13 protein-coding genes, 1 tRNA gene and 1 pseudogene are annotated in these 15,331 nt (G+C 51.8%); 10 read left to right on the forward strand and 5 right to left on the reverse strand.

Annotation, left to right across the window (positions count from 1 at the left end):
- Positions 1-55 precede the first annotated feature (55 nt).
- The 4 genes from ACMHXH_RS07005 to mnmD all read left to right on the forward strand — a co-directional run bounded on the left by ACMHXH_RS07005 (position 56) and on the right by mnmD (position 4,219).
- Positions 56-2,143 carry a protein-disulfide reductase DsbD family protein gene (locus ACMHXH_RS07005; RefSeq protein WP_335911790.1) on the forward strand — a complete coding sequence of 696 codons (2,088 nt, stop codon included), beginning with the start codon at positions 56-58 and terminating at the stop codon, positions 2,141-2,143.
- The gene (locus ACMHXH_RS07010; RefSeq protein ID WP_071476747.1) at positions 2,140-2,667 is read left to right on the forward strand and encodes a protein disulfide oxidoreductase; all 528 of its coding nucleotides are present in this window, start codon (positions 2,140-2,142) and stop codon (positions 2,665-2,667) included. Before ACMHXH_RS07005 ends, ACMHXH_RS07010 begins: the two co-directional genes overlap by 4 nt.
- A gap of 11 nt (positions 2,668-2,678) precedes the next feature.
- On the forward strand, positions 2,679-3,416 hold the full coding sequence (locus ACMHXH_RS07015) for a DsbA family protein (protein WP_144361074.1): 738 nt from the start codon (positions 2,679-2,681) through the stop codon (positions 3,414-3,416).
- A gap of 92 nt (positions 3,417-3,508) precedes the next feature.
- Complete coding sequence (gene mnmD, locus ACMHXH_RS07020) at positions 3,509-4,219, forward strand: tRNA (5-methylaminomethyl-2-thiouridine)(34)-methyltransferase MnmD (RefSeq protein ID WP_335911791.1); 711 nt, start codon at positions 3,509-3,511, stop codon at positions 4,217-4,219.
- On the opposite strand, the gene rarD is transcribed toward mnmD, so the two are convergent.
- Positions 4,205-5,098 carry an EamA family transporter RarD gene (gene rarD / locus ACMHXH_RS07025; protein WP_039034967.1) on the reverse strand — a complete coding sequence of 298 codons (894 nt, stop codon included), beginning with the start codon at positions 5,096-5,098 and terminating at the stop codon, positions 4,205-4,207. The genes mnmD and rarD overlap by 15 nt on opposite strands.
- A 435-nt stretch (positions 5,099-5,533) precedes the next feature.
- Between rarD and ACMHXH_RS07030 the strand changes: the two genes are divergently transcribed.
- Entirely contained in the window at positions 5,534-6,190 is a 657-nt protein-coding gene (locus ACMHXH_RS07030; RefSeq protein ID WP_039034968.1) for a thiopurine S-methyltransferase, read from the forward strand.
- A gap of 120 nt (positions 6,191-6,310) precedes the next feature.
- On the opposite strand, the gene ACMHXH_RS07035 is transcribed toward ACMHXH_RS07030, so the two are convergent.
- Entirely contained in the window at positions 6,311-7,411 is a 1,101-nt protein-coding gene (locus ACMHXH_RS07035) for a porin (RefSeq protein WP_335911792.1), read from the reverse strand.
- Between the two features lie 568 nt (positions 7,412-7,979).
- On the opposite strand from ACMHXH_RS07035, the gene tcdA reads away from it, so the two are divergent.
- Positions 7,980-8,825, forward strand: coding sequence for a tRNA cyclic N6-threonylcarbamoyladenosine(37) synthase TcdA (gene tcdA / locus ACMHXH_RS07040; RefSeq protein ID WP_071476751.1), 846 nt, complete (start codon positions 7,980-7,982; stop codon positions 8,823-8,825).
- Between the two features lie 86 nt (positions 8,826-8,911).
- Positions 8,912-10,141 carry a peptidase T gene (gene pepT / locus ACMHXH_RS07045; protein ID WP_335911793.1) on the forward strand — a complete coding sequence of 410 codons (1,230 nt, stop codon included), beginning with the start codon at positions 8,912-8,914 and terminating at the stop codon, positions 10,139-10,141.
- 1 nt (position 10,142) lies between these two features.
- Here pepT and ACMHXH_RS07050 read toward each other — a convergent pair whose 3' ends face one another.
- The gene (locus ACMHXH_RS07050; protein ID WP_335911794.1) at positions 10,143-11,348 is read right to left on the reverse strand and encodes a sensor histidine kinase; all 1,206 of its coding nucleotides are present in this window, start codon (positions 11,346-11,348) and stop codon (positions 10,143-10,145) included.
- Between the two features lie 152 nt (positions 11,349-11,500).
- Positions 11,501-11,944, reverse strand: a pseudogene (locus ACMHXH_RS07055) (histidine kinase); the annotation flags it as partial.
- A 167-nt stretch (positions 11,945-12,111) separates the two neighbouring features.
- Here ACMHXH_RS07055 and ACMHXH_RS07060 point away from each other — a divergent pair.
- Positions 12,112-12,723: a superinfection exclusion B family protein gene (locus ACMHXH_RS07060; protein WP_039034972.1), complete on the forward strand. Its 612-nt coding sequence runs from the start codon at positions 12,112-12,114 to the stop codon at positions 12,721-12,723.
- A gap of 85 nt (positions 12,724-12,808) precedes the next feature.
- Here ACMHXH_RS07060 and ACMHXH_RS07065 read toward each other — a convergent pair whose 3' ends face one another.
- Positions 12,809-12,937, reverse strand: coding sequence for a DUF3149 domain-containing protein (locus ACMHXH_RS07065; protein WP_071237139.1), 129 nt, complete (start codon positions 12,935-12,937; stop codon positions 12,809-12,811).
- Positions 12,938-13,209: 272 nt separating this feature from the next.
- Between ACMHXH_RS07065 and ACMHXH_RS07070 the strand changes: the two genes are divergently transcribed.
- Positions 13,210-14,799 (forward strand): bacteriohemerythrin, encoded by a 1,590-nt coding sequence (locus ACMHXH_RS07070; protein ID WP_335911795.1) that lies wholly within the window; start codon positions 13,210-13,212, stop codon positions 14,797-14,799.
- A 130-nt stretch (positions 14,800-14,929) separates the two neighbouring features.
- Positions 14,930-15,016: transfer RNA gene (locus ACMHXH_RS07075), tRNA-Leu, on the forward strand.
- Positions 15,017-15,331: the final 315 nt, after the last annotated feature.

Below are 15,331 nucleotides of genomic sequence, written 5' to 3' on the forward strand. Positions count from 1 at the left end.
CTGAACTTTTGCCGGTTAACACCGGGTTCTGATGTTTTGTTTTGGAGCTAATTTCATGTATTTAAAAAGAATATGGCATGCCTTCGCGGTATGTCTGATGCTGCTCAGCCAAGTTGCATTGGCAGAGCCGCTGAGCAGTGGCTGGCTCAAGCACCCGGATCATCCTCCGGTTAAGGTGCAACTGACACTGGCCGATGTTGATGCCGGCCAAGTCGGTGAGCTCAACGCCTTGCTGGATGTGGCCCTGAGCGGCGACTGGAAAACCTACTGGCGCGCGCCGGGGGAAGGCGGGATCCCGCCGACTCTGGACTGGTCCGCCTCGGAGAATATTGCCACGGTCGACTGGCACTGGCCCTTGCCGCAGCGCTATGTGTTGCAGGGCATAGAAACTCTGGGTTACAAGGGCGATACCCTGTTTCCACTGACTATTCGCCTCAAGGATCCCGGGCAGCCGTTTCGGCTCAAGGGCACCCTGACCCTGTCTTCCTGCACCAATGTCTGTGTGTTGACCGATTACCCTGTGGAGCTGAGCGGTCAGGCCGCCGGGCTTAAGGCCGATGATGGCTTTTTGCACCAGTGGGGCGAGGCGATGGCCAAGGTGCCACAGGGCAATGGCGGCGCGGTATTGCAGTCGATTGTCTGGGATGAAAAGCAGCAGTTGCTGCAACTGGCCATAGAGGCTGCGAGCCCCTGGCAGCAGGCAGATCTGTTTCTGTTCGGCGAGGATGAGACAGTCAGTGAGCTGATCTTCTCCCGGCCGCAGATCCAGACAGATGGCAAACGGCTGACCGCCACTTTCGGGGTCAAACATTGGCTGGGAACGCCGGAGCTGGAGGGCAAGCCGCTGCTGATTCACCTGGCCGACACACACCTTTCGGCAGAACTGAGCGGCGCCATCGCCACAGGGCATGTTGCCAAGCCGCAGCCAAGCCTGCCGCTGTGGAGCCTGTTTCTGATGGCGCTGGCCGGTGGCCTTATTCTCAACATCATGCCTTGCGTATTGCCTGTGCTGGGCATGAAGGTGCACGGGGTCATGATGAGCAGCCAGGGCAGTCGCAGTCAGGTTCGCGGCCACTTTATGGCTTCGGCGCTGGGTATTTTGCTGTCCTTCTGGTTGATTGCCGCCGGTCTTAGCTTGCTGAAGTTGTCCGGTCAGTCGCTGGGCTGGGGGATACAGTTCCAGCAGCCCTGGTTTATCGGCTTTATGGTGCTGCTGACCTGGGGCTTCGGCCTCAATCTGCTGGGGGTGTTTGAAATCAACCTGCCTTCCAAGTGGCAAACCCGCCTGGCCGGTGCCGGTGATGATTCGCGCCTCGGCCACTTGTTGCAGGGGATGCTGGCTACACTGCTGGCTACGCCATGTACCGCGCCGTTTCTCGGTACTGCGGTGGCTTTCGCTCTCGGCGCCGACTACCCCATGCTGTTTGCCCTCTTCAGCGCCATGGGGCTGGGAATGGCCTTGCCCTGGTTGATGCTGGCGTTGTGGCCGGCGTTGGCGCAGCGTTTACCCAAGCCCGGGCGCTGGATGAACTGGGTCAAGCCTGTGTTCGCGCTGATGATGCTGGCAACCTGTCTCTGGCTACTGAGTCTGCTGCAAAGCTTCTTCTCCGTTGCGGTCATCTTGGGGCTGGGCGCCTTGATGTTGCTGCTGACACTGGGACTGCTGGGCAAGCGTTACGGCACTCAGGTAATGGTGTATGCCATTGGCGGCAGTTTTCTGTTTGCCAGCCTGGCGCTCGGGGTAGGTTATCTGACACGGGATGCCTGGGTCAGCCCTTTGCCTTCGGATCACCATTGGCAACCGCTGAATTTGGTGCAGCTTAAACAGGCGGTCAATGAGGGCAAGACAGTGTTTGTCGATGTCACGGCCGACTGGTGCATTACCTGTCAGGCCAACAAGGTGGGAGTGCTGCTGCAAAACCCTGTCTATGATGCCCTTGGCGATGACAGAGTGCTGCTGATGCGTGGTGACTGGACCAAACCCAGCGAGGAAATTACCGCCTACCTCAAGGCCAATGGCCGCTTTGGGGTGCCTTTCAATCAGGTCTATGGCCCGGGAACCCCCGCCGGTAATCCATTACCGGTAATTCTCAGTAGCGATGGGGTATTGGCGGCCTTGGCCGAAGCGGAGAGCAGACAATGACCCAGAAAAATAAACCGGCCCACAAGGGGCTTCAATGGCTCAAGACCCTGCTTGGCTATGGGCTATTCATTCTGGTGGTGAGTGTTGCCCTCGATGCTTTTCGCAGCCGCGAGATGCCGGAAACCTTGCCACTGCAAACGGTTCAGAGCCTGGCCGGCAGCCAACTGGATATCGCCGCCATGAGTATGGAGCGCCCGGTTATTTTGTACTACTGGGCCAGTTGGTGTGGCGTCTGCCCCTTGGTGTCCGGCACTGTCGATGGTTTCAGTGACCGCGAGCAGGTGGTGACTGTGGCGCTGCAATCGGGCAATAACACCCAGGTCAAGCAGTACCTGCAAAACAAGGGCTACGGCTTTGAGGTAGTCAATGATCCCAGCGGCGCCTTGGCGCGCTCCCTTGGAGTGTCGGCGACACCGACGCTCTTGTTTATTTATCAGGGCGAAATCCGCAGCAGCACCACAGGAGTCACAAGTTGGCCGGGGATCTGGCTGCGACTCTGGCTGACAAAAATGAATTTAATTTGAGGAATAACAAGATGAAGTATTGGATAGTATTGAGTGCCTGGCTGCTGGCGGCCAGCGGCAGTTTACAGGCGGCAGAGCAGCAGCTGAGCCAACAAGAGGAACAGCAATTGGGGCAGATCCGCAGCATTTTGCTCAAGCATCCGGAGATCATTCCCGGCGTGCTCGGCAGCATAGAGTCTTATGTGGAGCAGCGGCAGTTGCAGCAGCAAGCGCTGGCCAAGCACAAGGACTGGCTGTTCAATAATCCGCAGATGCCGACTATGGGCAGCAGTAAGCCCGAGTTACAGCTGGTGGTGTTTACCGACTATAACTGCCCCTACTGTAAGCGGATGGAACTGGAATTTGCCAAGCTTTTAAAGGAGTTTCCAAACTTGCAGGTGGTCAATGTGTTTGTGCCATTGAGGCAGATAAAGGCCCAGGGCACTGAGCTTTCCTCCGGCGGCTTTGCCCTCGAAGTCTGGCAGCAGGATCGCAAGGATTTCCCCCGGGTACATGAACTCTTGATGGCCAAAAATGGTATGCACACAGAGAATTCACTGCAGCAGGTCGCCAAGGCCACGGGCACTGAACAATACCTCAAGCCCAGCGGCCGCGCCGACGAGTTGATGCATACCAATGTGAGAGTCTTCTCTGAACTGGGCTTTGGCGGTACGCCGACACTGCTCATAGGTGATGAAGTGATCCCCGGCTATATCGACTATGCCACCCTCAAGGCCGTGGTACAGCAGGTGCTGGAGCGCCAAGGGTAATTGGCTTGCGGCAGTTATCGCCTTTCTGGGATAATTGCCCGTCGCCGGGGCGAGTGCCCCGGCTTTCCCCGCACAGATGATTAAGAGTCGAGATGAAACACGTAAGCCTGCAGCTGACCGAAGACGGGTCACATACTCTATTTAATGCCGAGCTCAATGAGACCTACCACTCCCACAAGGGGGCGTTGGCCGAATCCCGTTATGTGTTTATCCACGCCGGGCTCGAGCAGGTGTTGCAGGACTTTGACCATCTGGCGATTCTGGAAGTGGGCTTTGGCACCGGGCTCAATGCCCTCATGACCCTGGGTAAGGTGCTGGAGCTGACAAAGGCGCGTCAGCACAGTGGCTTGGCGCCGCTGCCGGTGCGCTATGTCACTATAGAGCCTTATCCCTTGTCCGCCGAGCTGATTGAGGGGCTGAACTACAAGGGCATGCTGCCCGGCTGGTATGCGCCGCTGTTCGATGCCTTGCACGCCGCCCCCTGGGATCAGGATGTGGAGGTCATGCCGGGTTTTATGCTGCGTAAGGTCAAGGGCAAGCTTGAGCAGCTCGAATGGCAGGGCGAACCCTTCAACTTGGTGTATTACGATGCTTTCGCCCCCAGCAAGCAGCCGGATGTGTGGGCGCTGGATAACTTCAAAAAGTGCTATGGGTTGCTGGAGCAGGGCGGCTTATTAGTGTCTTACTGCGCCAATGGCCAGTTCAAGCGAGATCTCAAGGCCGCCGGTTTTCAGGTAAAAGCTTACCCGGGAGCCCTGGGCAAGCGCGAGATGACCCGCGCCTGGAAGTTAGACTCGCTTTAAGCTGCGGCGCAGGCCGGGCAAGGCCTCCAGCGAGCACAGCAGCAGCCCGGCCCAGATGAGGGAGAAACTCACCAGTTTCACCTCGTCAAACACCTCACCAAAGATGACCACCGCCAGCAAAAATTGCAGGCTGGGCTCAATGTATTGCAGCAAACCCACCATGGACAGGCTCGTGTATCTCAGCGCCAGGCTGAATAGGATCAGCGGCGCCAGCGTCACGGGCGCCGAACCGATATAGAGCATTATGCCTTCGCTGCCGCCAGCCAGTGCGGCGCTTTGCTCTGTGGCCAGCAGATAACAGAGGTAGCCCAAAGCAAAGGGAGTCAGCAGCAGTGCTTCCAGGGTAACCGAGGTGAAGGAGTCAAAGCGAATAAACTTTTTCAGCAGCCCGTAGAGGGCAAAAAAGCTGCCCATCACCAGAGACAACCAGGGCAGGCTGCCGTATTGATATACCTGCCAGCCGATACCGGCAATCGCCAGCACTACGGCGGCCAGTTGCGCCTTGCTCAGCTTGTCGCCGAGGAAGAGGACTCCGAGTGCGATGGCAAACAGAGGGTTGATAAAGAATCCCAGGCTGGCCGCCAGTACCTGACCATGGGTCAGGGCCCAGGTGAAGCTGACCCAGGAGATACACATGATAAGCCCGGCGGCAAAGCACAGCAGCAATGAGCGTTTATCACGCCACAGCGCGCCAAAGGCCGGTAATGGTCGTCTGAGCAGGACAAAGACCAGCAGCATAAAGGGCACAGACCAGATGACCCTGAAGGCCAGCAACTCAAAGATGGCCGCATCCGGCAGCAATTGATAGTAGAGGGGTAATATTCCCCAAAGTACGAAAGAGAAGGCCGCCAGAGCGTTTCCCTTGAGAGAGCTGGACATGATTGTCACCGAAACAACACAATACTCGGATATGGCGGCTATTCTGGCATGGCCTTTATAAAAGGGAAGTGAATTAACTCACTGTTTAAAAAATCTTTTCATTCTTTAAACCCAGCCCGCTGCGAGAGAATTCATTCTTGGGCTTTTAAATTCTATTTGCGCCTTTTTTGATTGGCCCCAGAGCTTTCAAAATGATCTTGGTCATTTGGGGAAAGGGCGGCGTTCTTGATGGCGAACAGACAGAGTGAGTCGGGGGAAGTGGGTAGCCAACTCTGCTCCTCATCAATTCACTCAAGCTGAGTATTGGTGCGTCTTTCAGTCTGAAACTGTGAGGCTATTCTTTTATCTGAGACTATTATTTTACACCTGTTGGACTTTGCATCTGTTACTCGAGTCGCTAGAGTATCAAGATTTTCTGATGAACAGGATGGATAGATGGAACCCGGATTCTGGCATGAACGCTGGCACAAACAGCAGATAGGTTTTCACCAGCAGGATATTAACCCCTTCTTGGTAAAGTACTGGTCCACACTCGCGCTTAGGGGCAATGAGCAGGTTTTTGTTCCACTTTGTGGCAAGTCTTTGGACATGTGTTATTTGGCCGAGAAGGGCCATGATCTGCTCGGCTGTGAACTGAGCGAGTTGGCGGTAAGGCAGTTCTTTGAAGAGAATCGCCTTGCGTATCAACAGAAAGCCTTTGGCGAACTGCAGGCGTTCTCCAGTGAGCAGATGACTTTGCTGCAGGGAGATCTCTTTGCATTGCAGGCTCAGCAATTGGCGTCGGTAGGTGCCTTCTACGATAGGGCAGCGTTAATCGCCTGGCCTGAGGAGATGCGTTTGCAATATGCCGCCAAGCTGGCTTCCTTGTTGCCGAGTGGTTGTTGTGGCCTGTTGATCACTCTGGAATACCCTCAGGATATGCTCAAGGGGCCGCCATTCAGTGTGACCCGGGAGTGGATAAGGGAGCATATGAGCCAGTGGTTTGAGGTCACTCTGCTGGAGCAAGCCGATGTGTTGGCCGATAACCCCAGGTTCATTGCCAAAGAGGTGCCGTGGCTCAACGAGAGTGCTTATCTTTTGAAACGTAAATAAGTTTTTCTGGCGAAGATAAGCGTTGAAGGCGTGAACAGCGCTTGGCGCTTGGTTATAAGCTCGATAAACAAAAAGGCGACCCTGAGGTCGCCTTTAGTTCAACAACTATCTCAACAGAGATTAGAAGTCGTAACGTACACCCACGGTGAATACGTTGTCGTCTTGCAGGTCCTGTTTAACACCTTCTACTACGTGCTCACCTTCATAATGGGCATAGTGACCATATACCAGAGTTGACTTGGACACACGGTAGTCGGCACCCACAGTGATGTTGGTCACTTCGATATCGGTACCATTAAGTTTGTGCTTTTCTACAATATCACCATTGAGTTTGGTGTACTTGATGTCGTTACCATAGTACTTACCTTCACCTGATTCATCATAGCCGTATTGCAGCTTCAGGTTAACGCCGTTCAGGTTGTAAACTACGTTGACGAAGTAAGTGTTGTAGTCGTCAGAGTTGGCTTCAACACTTTCTGAGTTCTGGAACAGACCACCGATTTTGAAGTCGCCCAGCTTAACTTGACCTACGGCGCGGTAAGCGTCGATGTCGCTGATGCCTTTGTTGTAGGCGATGGCTGCATAGTAGTTCTGAGCCTTCAGCTTCTTGTCACCGAGGGTGGCACTCAGAGCGTACTGGCTTTCGTCGCTATCGTTTTTAGCGTCGTTGTTATCGTCAACCAGGTAAGTGGCGTTCAAAGTAATCAGGTCAGCGATCTTTGGAGAGTAGTACCAGAAACCGTCAGCGCTACGGGTCTGACCACCAACCAAACGGTCGATATCCGCGTTGGTGTTACCGAATGCGTCAACGCCGCCTTCAGCTTGCTTGAATACTGTGTCGTTACGACCGACCAGTACAGTACCATAGGCGGTCTTGGCACCCAGGTAAGTGTTACGGGCTTTGAAAGTGTCACCTGTACCTGAAGTGTTTTCTACCTGGAACTCCATCTGATAGATGATGTCTACACCATCAGTCAGCTTCTCGGAACCTTTTACACCCAGGTTTGAGAAGTTGTTTTCGATATAAGTACCAGAGTTGTTTTCGTTGGCAAAATTATTGGTATCAATCCCATTAGTGCCAGTTTGCAGAGTGGCACCTGTGTCAGTATGAGTTACAGACAGATCCAAACGGCCATACAGAGTTGGGCCATCAGCCAGCGCACCGAAAGAGGCTGCGGCCAGAACTGTTGCTACTGACGCAGAGATAAGGGTCTTCTTCATGTGTTGTGCTCCCTAGAACCTGAGTTCTAATCCATGTATTTATGGTTATTTAACAAACGAGTGTTCCTGGATTTGCAGCGGACATCCTGTCCGTCACAAAGCTGCGCTGATTCTTACAGTTTTGTTTCTTCAAGATTGTGGCCCAGATCAAACTTTTTGCCCCGTTTCGTCAGGAAAAGCATCAATCTGTGACAAAAATGTCCATTTGGTTCAAAAACCAATCAATAGCCATTGTTCACAAAATCAACACAATGATCTTTTCGCTATAAAAAGATAATTTTGCAGTATGAAGGACTGTATCTGTTGGTTATTTTTAATAAAACAAAATGTAAATTAGTGATAGATGAAGTTTTAATAAAAGTGAAATTTTTCAGCACAAAAATGACATTTATGTGCTCTGGTTCTCATTTAAACCGCCAAGCCAGTCCCTGGCAAGTCGACGCTGGTCTCTTCAAGCGCCGGTTAAATACACTTTATGACAGAGAGACTTTGATTCTGTTACCCCCTTGGCTTGGGGATACTTGGGTATTCGGCTAAAATGCCGCCGAAGACAATTGGGAACCAAGTTATGCAAGATATAGACTCAGAGCTGTTGGAGTCCGAAGCCTACCAACAGCGTTTCGGTGGCATTGCTCGTTTATATGGTGTTGCTGCACTGGCGGCCTTTTCCAAGGCTCATGTGATGGTAATAGGTATAGGTGGCGTCGGCACTTGGGTCGCCGAAGCTTTGGCACGTAGTGGAATAGGGCATATCAGCCTGATGGATCTCGACGATGTGTGTGTCACCAATACCAACCGTCAGATCCATGCTCTGGCAGACACTATAGGCGAGTCCAAGGTCGCCGTAATGGCGCAGCGGATTAAGGCGATTAATCCATTGTGCCGGGTGGATGAAATAGAAGATTTTATTGCGGTAGACAATCTGAGCCAGTATCTGGCACAGGACAAGGGCATAGATTTTGTGGTGGACTGCATAGATGCGGTAAAGCCCAAGGCGGCTTTAATCGCTTGGTGCAAGCGGAATAAGATTAAGTTGGTGACTATCGGCGGTGCCGGTGGTCAGACAGATCCAACCCAGATCCAGCAAACGGATCTGGCCAAAACCTTTCAGGATCCATTGCTGGCCAAGGTACGCAACTTGCTGCGTAAAGAGTATGGTTTCAGCAAGAATCCACAACGGCGTTTTGCCGTTGATGCCGTGTTTTCCAGTGAACATCTCAAGTATCCTCAGACCGATGGCAGTGTTTGTTCCACCAAGGCTGGTGCCCAAGGTAGCATGAGAATGGATTGCTCCTCAGGGTTTGGTGCCGTGACCATGGTGACCGGCAGCTTTGGCTTTGTGGCAGCAAGCCGGGTTTTGGCGCGCTTGGCGCAAGAAGCCAATACTCCCGGTGGCAATACCAAGGCTGAATAAACAGCACAAAACATGATCTGAGTCTAATGTGGCAAGTGTCTGGGTTGTTAGAATCCAGACACTTTTTCGCTACAGATATTAAGCTTATGCGACAAGCGCTGCTCAATCGTTTCCTGCGGTATGTCAAACAGGATACACAAGCTGATCCGAATTCCCAGTCTGTTCCCAGTTCTCAAGGCCAGGTGGCCTTCGCCAAACAGTTGCAACAAGAACTGCTCGAGTTGGGATTTGATGATGTCTTTCTCAGTGAATCATGCTGCCTTTATGCCAAGTTACCGGCGAATACTGCCAAGGTACCGGCAATTGGCTTTCTGGCTCATATGGATACGGCGGCGGATTACTCCGGTGCCGGGGTCAAACCTCGGGTGATAGCTGACTATCAAGGACAAGTTATTGAACTGGAGCAGGGGGAAGAGCTTAGTCCTGAGCAGTTTCCTTCGTTGCTGAACTATCTCAATAAAACACTGATCACTGCCGATGGTACTACGCTATTGGGGGCTGACGACAAGGCAGGTATCGCCGAAATTGTCACGGCACTACACTATCTATTGCAGTACCCTGAAATCCCCCATGGTGAGATCAATCTCTGTTTTACACCCGATGAGGAGATAGGCCGAGGTACTGATGGTTTGGATCTCGAGCGTTTCGGCGCAGACTGGGCCTATACCGTCGATGGTGGCGCAGTTGGCGAACTTCAATATGAAAACTTCAATGCCGCCACTGCGGTGATAACCGCCAGGGGCAATAATTGCCATCCCGGCAGTGCCTATGGGGTGATGGTCAATGCCTTGACCATGGCTGCCAGGTTCCATGCCAGAATGCCACTCAATGATGCGCCAGAGACCAGCCAAGGTTATCAGGGCTTTTTCCACCTGTTATCCATGGAAGGCCAAACAGAAGAAGCCAGCTTGGTATACCTGATAAGGGACTTTGACCGCGCTCAGTTTGAGCAACGTAAAACCTGGCTGCAAGAATCTGTGGCTAAATGCAATGCTGAGCTGCAGGCCGGTAGTCTGGAGATCTGTATCAGCGACAGCTATTACAATATGAAGGACTGCATCTTGCCTGTGCCTCATGTGACAGATATTGCCTGTCAGGCGATGGAGATGGCAAACATCACACCGGATATCAAACCTATCCGCGGCGGCACTGACGGCGCGCAATTGTCCTGGAAGGGACTGCCTTGTCCCAATCTTTTTGCCGGCGGCCACAACTTTCATGGCAAACATGAGTATGTTTGCCTTGAGTCAATGGAAAAGGCGGTAGAGGTGATCATCAATATCGCCAGGTTAACGACCCAGAGATACGCCGAGTAACCTAAATAAAGAGTTCCACCCTGTCATCATCGACGGGGCGGGACTCTATCACAGCCGGGAAGCGAACCCGAAAGTGAGCGCCGCCGAGGCTGGAGTTATTGACAAGGGTGATATTGCCCTTCAGCTGTGTGGCTGCATTGAAGGCCGCAGCCAATCCAAGCCCGGTGGCGCCGGTTCGTCTACTGGTGGTAAAGAAGGGTTCAAAGATCTGGCCGGCAATCTCGGGTGCGATTCCCTTGCCATTGTCTTCGATATCCAGCTGTAGTTCTTGACCCTGCTGTTGTGCGCTGATGCGGATCTTATGGTCGGAATTACCCTCAAATGCGTGAGCATAGGCGTTGGAAAGTATGTTGGTCACTATCTGCTTCAGCAGGCTGTGGCTACTGGTAAGCCAAAGTTCGGCCTCGACCTGAATCTCTACATTAATCTTTAGTTGCTTGAAAGATAGCGCTACAGCATCGGCAAATTCCTGCAATACCTGGGGTAGCGGCATCTGTTCGTGCACGTCATTGCCTTGCTCGGCAGCAATTGTCTTGAACTTCTGGATCAGGTTACTGGCGCGGGTAATATTACTGATGATCAGTTCACAGCTTTGTTGATACTCGTTGAGAATGGCATTGAGCTCTTCCAGCGTAGCGCTATCGTTTTGTAATAGCTCAACCAATTCATTGATATGCTGCAGCTGACTACTGGCAGCGGTGAGGCAGATACCTATCGGGGTGTTTATCTCATGGGCGATGCCGGATACCAGACCGCCGAGTGCGGCCATTTTCTGCTGTTCGACCATCACCTGTTGAGCCCGTTCCAACACCAACAACGACTGTTCAAGTTCTTTGGTCTGTTCTTTGACCTGCCTTGCCAGCTCATCTTTATAGCTGCGTTCCAGTTCTAGCAGTCTTTCCCTGTCGCTCAGGGCTTCTTGCAGTTCGTAGCGGGAGCGGTTCAACTGTGTGAAGGAGGCGCGCAGCTGTTGCTGCATCAAATTGATGGCCAGGGCAACCTGGGTAAATTCATCCTGTTTGTCCCGGCGCTTAAATTGCAGTGGTTGATAGTCTTGCTCCAAATCGAGCTGTGAGCAGTACTCACTCAGTTGCAACAGATGCCGGGTAATGCTGGCCCAAACCAGATAGAGAATGAAGCCAGCCACCAGAAAGGTCTTGATACCATTGGTCACTAGTATCAGTAAGGGGCGTTGTTGACTAAACATATTTTCCACTGAAATTTATGTCCTAGCTTCTGGAATGTTCTGCCTTCGCTATCGATAGATGCCGTGTGTATGTCGGAAAGCCGCATTCCTTCGGCTTCAAAAACGGAGGCAATAGTTCGAAATGCTTTTAGTCAACAACGCCTCAGTAAGGCTTTATTCACCAATCTGTCGTAGATTTTGGAGAGGTCGGCCTGCACCCTCAGCTCGCCGACATTGTAATTCTGGCTGCTGGTCTTGTGCACCAAAGGAAAACGCTTCTCTATTACACCTCTGTCTCGGGATTCGCCGGCGGTCCATTCTTTGCCGCTGTCATCTTTTATGACGACATAGCTGGTATCCGGCAGTTGGTTGAGACCGTTGAGTTGAGTATTGATAAGTTTCTCATCTATTACCCAGATACTTGCTGCCAACACATCCAGGTTAGCCCTTTCAATATTGGCAAACTCATCGTTGATTCGACCAATGTCCCCCTTGTAATCGGAAACCAACTGCAAACCTGTGGTTACCAGAGTGATCAGAGAGCTGAACAGGATAATAGCCAGAGTCAGCCTGCGGCCGATGGGACTACTGATGAGCTGCTGTATAAAACCTGGCATTAATATCAACTATCTTAAGTGCTTACTGTGGATAGCTTTAAGCATAGCTTCGCATCTGACTTTCGCGGTTTTTTTGTCGTTATATTAAGCCGAGGTGCTTTGAATGAATTTGGCATTGGTTTTGCTTGATTAGAGGTTGGGACAATTTTCTGACGCTGGATAGAGCCATGAAGAGACTGAAATTTGAGGTATTGAAAGAGGGCAAATTCAAGGCCGCTGCATTGCAACTGACGCTGTGGGTGCTGCTGATAACCACATTGCTGCTGTTTATGCCAAAGTCCTTGCTGGCTCTGTTGCATTTGGAATCCTGGGTAGATACCAATGCCCACTATATTGGCCTGACATTGCTACTGGCTTTGGCCTATATCGGCGCTCTGGCTGTTAACTTTTTGTTGGATGAAGCGATAAGCCGTTTAAGTGAGCGCCGAATCAACGAAATGATTGAAGCTAAGGTGAAGTTGTTGGATCCGGCCGAGCGGGCCTTGTTACGAGAGTTCTTTTTGCAGGGAGCCAGTGTTTTGACCCTGCCGCAAAATGAGGCTCCCGTACAGGCGCTGCTCAAGGCGCATATACTCGAGAGTCTGGGAAATGAACGCCATTACGCTATTCAAGGCCCCACCGCCGAGTACAAGATAGCGATGGCAGCCCGTAAGCATTTAAATCGAAGAGTGTTGCGTCTTCCTCCGGGAGAACCGAGTCAGGAAGAGTTGCAATATCTTATCAAGGCAAGACCGCAATTTATCAATGCTATTGCCCAAGTGCGGAAACACGCGGCTTAATCGCAATAAAAAAGAGGGCAGCCACAGGGCTGCCCAAGCAATACTCAAAAATGTCATTGCATTTAAAAGAACATGGAAGTCAAAGCTAAGGCTTTGCTGACTTTACAATAAACATCCACATAATGTAGGAGATGATCCCGATAGTACTGAAGATAACTATCATCGACAGTAAACCTATGGGGTTTCCGAACATTAGATCTAACCAGAATGCCATCACTGAAATCCTCTTTCTTGTAAAGTCAAAGCTAAACTAATCAAATTTGCTAAAACTGAAGCTGATCTCGATCAACAAATGTTGTCAGAGTTGTTAATTGGGTAAATCGCCTTGTTAAAATATGAGCTGTATCATGTTTTGCTTAAATTAGCTGAGGGAGAAACAAGGGCGTTATTTCGCTGAAGGGAATAGGAGCAAAGGATAATATTCATCACCACATTAAAGGAGTAGGGTGGCTTGGGCTGAGACTGTTCATTGGCAAGGAGCGTGCGATGCAAACATCCCAAGGTCTTTCGAAATTGATATTAAGCCGGTGGCAGTTTTATCTGCTGTTGCTCTTGTTGCTTTACCCCTTGTGGAGCCTGTTACACGGCGGCAGTTATCTCGCCTTTGGTTCTCTATTGGCTGCCTTGATAGTGCTGACTTGGCTCGGTGCCAGACAGCTGTCCAATCTCAAGCGCTTGGAAAATGCCGCCCGTCATCTGGGAGAAGGCGATCTCAGCTATCAGTTGTCGGAGCAGGACGCCGGCATGTTCCATTCTGTGGTCCACGGTATCAACCGTATGGGAGAGGACGTTGGTCGCACCATTCTGTCTTTGGTCAATACTGCCGATACGATGAAGAACGTGGCCATGGATATCAAGTCTATCAGCGATGCCGCCCATACCGGAGTGGAGGAGCAGGAAAAACAAGCTGAATTGGCCGCGACCGCTATGAATCAGATGGTTGCTACCGTACAGGAAGTCAGCCGTAACGCAGCTTGTGCTGCCAATGCCGCGGAGGAAGCCATGCAGGCAGCTCGCAGCGGCGACCAAACCGTCAAAGAGGTGGTACGGCAGATAGATGATATGTCGGCTCAGGTTGAGCAAACCCAGTTAGTTATCGCTCGTCTGGCCGAAGACAGCAACAACATAAGCACCATTATTGACACCATTTCCCAAGTGGCTGAGCAAACCAATCTGTTGGCGCTCAACGCCGCTATTGAGAGTGCCCGCGCCGGCGAGCATGGCCGAGGTTTTGCTGTGGTTGCCGATGAAGTCCGTAGTCTGGCGCAGCGCACATCCACAGCTACAGTCGATATCCAACAGCAGATACTGCAGTTGCAACAGGGTGCCGATGAAGGCGTGAAAGTGATGAGAACCAGTGTCGAGCAGGCCAGTGCCAGCCATGAGATGGCTCATCAGGCGCAGCAGGCATTGGGGCAAATTGTGGCGCAGATTGAAAGCATTACAGATATGTCGCATCAAATAGCGGCGGCTTCGGAACAACAGCAGACAGTTGCCGAAGAGATTAGCAACAATATCTCCTCTATGGCGCAAGTGGCGGTCGAAAATGCCAAAGAAACTCACAGTACCAACTTATCCAGTCTGAAAGTATTCAATATGTCGCAGGAGATCAGTTCCCTGCTTGGGCGTTTCCATGTCGACAAACGGGCGATGGAGCAGTTGGAGAAACGCCATCGCTTTGTTGAGTGGGGGCCGCAGTTGGATCTCGGCATGGAAGAGATTAATCGTCAGCACCAACGTCTGGTATCCCTGATCAATGAACTTCACCGCACTCTGGAAGAAGCTTATGGCCTGGAAGCAATTAAACGCATAGTACAGGGGCTGGTGGATTACACTGCCAATCATTTCGCCTATGAAGAGGAGTTGTTTGCCCGTTTCGGTTACCCGCAGACCGAACAGCACAAGCTTAAGCACCAACAATTGGTGGCTAAGGTACTGGATTTCCAGAAGCGAGTGGCCAGTGGTGAAGATGTTGCCGATGAATTGATGGCCTTCCTTAAATCCTGGCTTATCAACCATATTCAGGGCAGTGACAAGGAGTACACAGGCTTCCTAATTGCCCGCGGAGCCCAGTAGTCAGAGCGAATTTTGTCCAACCGAACAGGATTTTGGTAAACAGGCTCGTAAAGCGCTTGCCATTGAAGTGAGCACAGGTATAATTCCGTTCACTCGCCGATGAGACATCGTCGCGAAACAATCTAAATGTGCCAGAGTGGTGAAATTGGTAGACACAGGGGATTCAAAATCCCCCGCCCTTAAAAGCGTGTCGGTTCGAGTCCGACCTCTGGTACCATCTCTCTCTTAGAGAGAGCCGAAACCGACCTTGAGTCGGTTTTTTCGTTTTTAGCTCCGAGTCAGGTCTGGGTAGGTCTAGGCTGGTCTGGGCAGGTTATTGCGCCACGCGCGTGTCGGCTGGAAGGCCAGCCCCGTCGCTCCGACCTCTGGTACCATTTCTCTCTTAGAGAGAGCCGAAACCGACCTTGAGTCGGTTTTTTCGTTTTTAGCTCCGAGTCAGGTCTGGGTAGGTCTAGGCTGGTCTGGGCAGGTTATTGCGCCACGCGCGTGTCGGCTGGAAGGCCAGCCCCGTCGCTCCGACCTCTGGTACCAT

It is taken from the genome of Shewanella sp. BJSY2023SW001 (assembly GCF_047314685.1).
Classification (GTDB): domain Bacteria; phylum Pseudomonadota; class Gammaproteobacteria; order Enterobacterales; family Shewanellaceae; genus Shewanella; species Shewanella indica.

Bases quoted from the DNA above. Each gene is read 5' to 3' on its own strand.
- ACMHXH_RS07005 (WP_335911790.1), top strand. From the start codon at position 56: ATGTATTTAAAAAGAATATGGCATGCCTTCGCGGTATGTCTGATGCTG.
- ACMHXH_RS07010 (WP_071476747.1), top strand. From the start codon at position 2,140: ATGACCCAGAAAAATAAACCGGCCCACAAGGGGCTTCAATGGCTCAAG.
- ACMHXH_RS07015 (WP_144361074.1), top strand. From the start codon at position 2,679: ATGAAGTATTGGATAGTATTGAGTGCCTGGCTGCTGGCGGCCAGCGGC.
- mnmD (WP_335911791.1), top strand. From the start codon at position 3,509: ATGAAACACGTAAGCCTGCAGCTGACCGAAGACGGGTCACATACTCTA.
- rarD (WP_039034967.1), bottom strand. From the start codon at position 5,098: ATGTCCAGCTCTCTCAAGGGAAACGCTCTGGCGGCCTTCTCTTTCGTA.
- ACMHXH_RS07030 (WP_039034968.1), top strand. From the start codon at position 5,534: ATGGAACCCGGATTCTGGCATGAACGCTGGCACAAACAGCAGATAGGT.
- ACMHXH_RS07035 (WP_335911792.1), bottom strand. From the start codon at position 7,411: ATGAAGAAGACCCTTATCTCTGCGTCAGTAGCAACAGTTCTGGCCGCA.
- tcdA (WP_071476751.1), top strand. From the start codon at position 7,980: ATGCAAGATATAGACTCAGAGCTGTTGGAGTCCGAAGCCTACCAACAG.
- pepT (WP_335911793.1), top strand. From the start codon at position 8,912: ATGCGACAAGCGCTGCTCAATCGTTTCCTGCGGTATGTCAAACAGGAT.
- ACMHXH_RS07050 (WP_335911794.1), bottom strand. From the start codon at position 11,348: ATGTTTAGTCAACAACGCCCCTTACTGATACTAGTGACCAATGGTATC.
- ACMHXH_RS07060 (WP_039034972.1), top strand. From the start codon at position 12,112: ATGAAGAGACTGAAATTTGAGGTATTGAAAGAGGGCAAATTCAAGGCC.
- ACMHXH_RS07065 (WP_071237139.1), bottom strand. From the start codon at position 12,937: ATGGCATTCTGGTTAGATCTAATGTTCGGAAACCCCATAGGTTTACTG.
- ACMHXH_RS07070 (WP_335911795.1), top strand. From the start codon at position 13,210: ATGCAAACATCCCAAGGTCTTTCGAAATTGATATTAAGCCGGTGGCAG.